This window comes from Kitasatospora sp. NPDC054939 (assembly GCF_053610105.1).
The window spans coordinates 1-2,605 of the sequence record NZ_JBSGXP010000292.1; the positions used below are offsets into that span (position 1 = coordinate 1).

Annotated in this window: 2 protein-coding genes; one reads left to right on the forward strand and one right to left on the reverse strand. The window is 77.2% G+C overall.

Features of this window, described 5'->3' with window-relative positions; translation table 11 throughout:
- Positions 1-153: 153 nt before the first annotated feature.
- Complete coding sequence (locus tag ACWGB8_RS38355) at positions 154-897, reverse strand: hypothetical protein (RefSeq protein WP_452218282.1); 744 nt, start codon at positions 895-897, stop codon at positions 154-156.
- A 570-nt stretch (positions 898-1,467) separates the two neighbouring features.
- Here ACWGB8_RS38355 and ACWGB8_RS38360 point away from each other — a divergent pair.
- Positions 1,468-2,325, forward strand: a complete 858-nt coding sequence (locus ACWGB8_RS38360) for a siderophore-interacting protein (RefSeq protein ID WP_452218283.1) — start codon at positions 1,468-1,470, stop codon at positions 2,323-2,325.
- Positions 2,326-2,605: the final 280 nt, after the last annotated feature.

Here is a 2,605-nt window from a genome sequence, read left to right on the forward strand (position 1 = left end):
GGGGTGTGGGGGGGGGCCCGGGGGGGGGCCGCCGGGGGGGGGGGGGGGGGGGGGGGGGGGGGGGCCCCGGGGCGGGGGGGGGGGGGGGGGGGGGGGGGGGGGGGGGGGGGGGGCGGGGGGGGGGGCCGCGCCCCCCCCCCCCCCCCCCACCGCTCAGGCGTCGGGTCGCTCGCCGGGGGCGTCGGGGGCGTCGGGGCTGCCTGAGGTGCCTGGGGTACCCGGGGTGCCGGCCCGGAGCGCGGGCAGGACCCGGGCGACGTCCTCGGCGGTGGCGCCCTCGACGGCGACGGTGCCGCGCACGTGCAGCGCGAGGTGGGCGAACCGCGGGGCCAGCTCGGCGAGCGCGGCGAGCGGTTCGCCCTCGCATGCGTGCCGCCCGACCACGAGGTCCCGGACGGTCAGCCGCTCCAGCCGGGGCAGGACCGTCGAGGCCGCGAGCGCCGCCAGCGTCTCGATCGAGCCGGCGTCGAACTCGGCGTCGCCGAGGTCGAGTTCGCGGAGCGCGGGGAACTGCGCGGCCTGCAGTTCGTCGAGCTGGTCGAGCGGGCAGGTGACGCCGAAGACGTCGCAGCCGACCTCCACCTCCAGGGACACCACCGCGGGGGTCCGGCCGAGGTCGAACAGGGCGCCGTCGGAGACCACCGGGCCGCGGACCCGCAGCCGGGTCAGGCCGGCGTGGTCGACGGCGTCGAACAGGAACGGGCCCTCGGCCTCCAGGCTGCGCAGGGCCGGGAGGGCGTCCCACGGCGCGGTCCTGGTGATGCCCCGGTGGAGGTAGTCCAGGGGGTCGATCGGGCTGCCGGCCGAGGTCTCGTTGTTCTCGTAGAGGTCCTCGAACCCGTAGCCGATGGAGAGGTGTTCGAGCCGCGGCCGCGGCCGGTCGGCGAGGGCGGCCACCGCGCGCTCGGCGGAGTGGCGGTAGTCAATGAGGCGCAGGTCGAGCGTGCGCAGCCGGCCGGCGGCGGGGTGGGCGAGCAGAGCGGCCAGCAGGACGCCCTCCCACTGTTCGGGGTCGCCGGGGTCGGCGGGCCCGCCCGGCAGGGTGCGGTCGTGGGCGGCACTCCCGGGGTGCAGGCGCGACCGGGCGGGGGACGGCGGCGCAGCGGGGCCGGCAGGGAGAGTGAACCGTACGGGACCGACAGCGGCGCCGCCGCCCCTGGTCCGGCGGTCTGCACGGATCCGCTGCCGGGTGGGCGGAGTGACGTGTCCTCAGGTCGGCCGCCGGGGGCCCGGGGCCGCCTTGACATTTCACCGACCAGCAATGTTAGGTAAGCCTTACCTAACGCGCTTCGGCGGCGGGTCGACCGGCAGGGGCTCCCCTTCCCGGTACGGGCCGCCGTCCGGCGCGCCCCGGTGCTGTTCGGTCGGCCGACGCCCGATCCGTCCTCACCTGATCCACCGCCATCCGACCCCGCGCGGTCCGGGCCCGCCCGCCCCGATCCCGCCCCGCACCGAGAGGGAGCACCCGTGGCCGTCGTCCACACCGAGCCCGTCGAGATCGTCTACCACCCCGTCACCGTCCGCACCCTCCAGGTCCTGCGCGTCACCCGCCCGACCCCCCGGATGGTCCGCGTCACCCTCGGTGGCCCCGAACTCGAAGGCTTCGTCGACCAGGCTCCCGCCGACCACGTCAAGGCCTTCTTCCCCGCCCCGGGCGAGACGGTCCCCGTGCTGCCCGGTGTCGAGGCCGACGGCGACGGCATCATCATGCCCACCGAGGCGCCCTTCCCGATCAGCCGCGACTACACCACCCGCCGCTTCGACCGCGAGGCGGGCGAGCTCGACCTCGACTTCGTCCTGCACGGCAACGGCGTCGCCACCGCCTGGGCCGCCGACGCCAAGCCCGGCGACCTGCTCGGCCTGGCCGGCCCGCGCGGCTCCGTCATGGTCCCCAAGGACTTCGACTGGTATCTCTTCGCCAGCGACGAGACCGGCCTGCCGGGCCTGGCCCGCTGGCTCCAGGCCCTGCCCGCCGGCGCCGTCGCCAAGGCCTTCATCGAGGTCGACGACGCGGCGGAGGAGGAGCACCTCCCGACCGTCGCCGACGCGGAGATCACCTGGATCCACCGCAACGGCCTCGCCCACGGCCAGGGCGAGCTGCTCTTCGAGGCCATCAAGAACCTGGAGTTCCCGCCCGGCCAGCCCTACGTCTGGATCACCGGCGAGGCCGGCGAGCTGCGCCCGATCCGCCGCTACCTGCGCGAGCTCGGCTTCGACCGCGAGTACACCGACGTCGACGGCTACTGGAAGCGCGGCACCGTCAACCTCGACCACCACGAGCCCGACGAGGACGACGAGGACGACGTGCCCACCGAGAAGGCCTGACCCGTCCGCAGCACCCGTACCGCCCTGCCGCACCCGCGCCCCCGGCACCGTCCACCAGGACCGGTGCCGGGGGCGCTCGGCCGTCCGCGCACGGGGCGGCAGACGGCACCGGCACCGGCCACCCGAGGCGGGCCCGGCAGCGGACCGGCGAGGACCGGCGAGGACCGGCGGACACCCCCGCGGCGGACGGTCGGCGCCCACCGGAGGCCCCGGAGGCCCCGGAGGCCACCGGCCCCACCGCCGCGCACGAACCGCCGGAGCGGCCGCGCACTCCCGTACG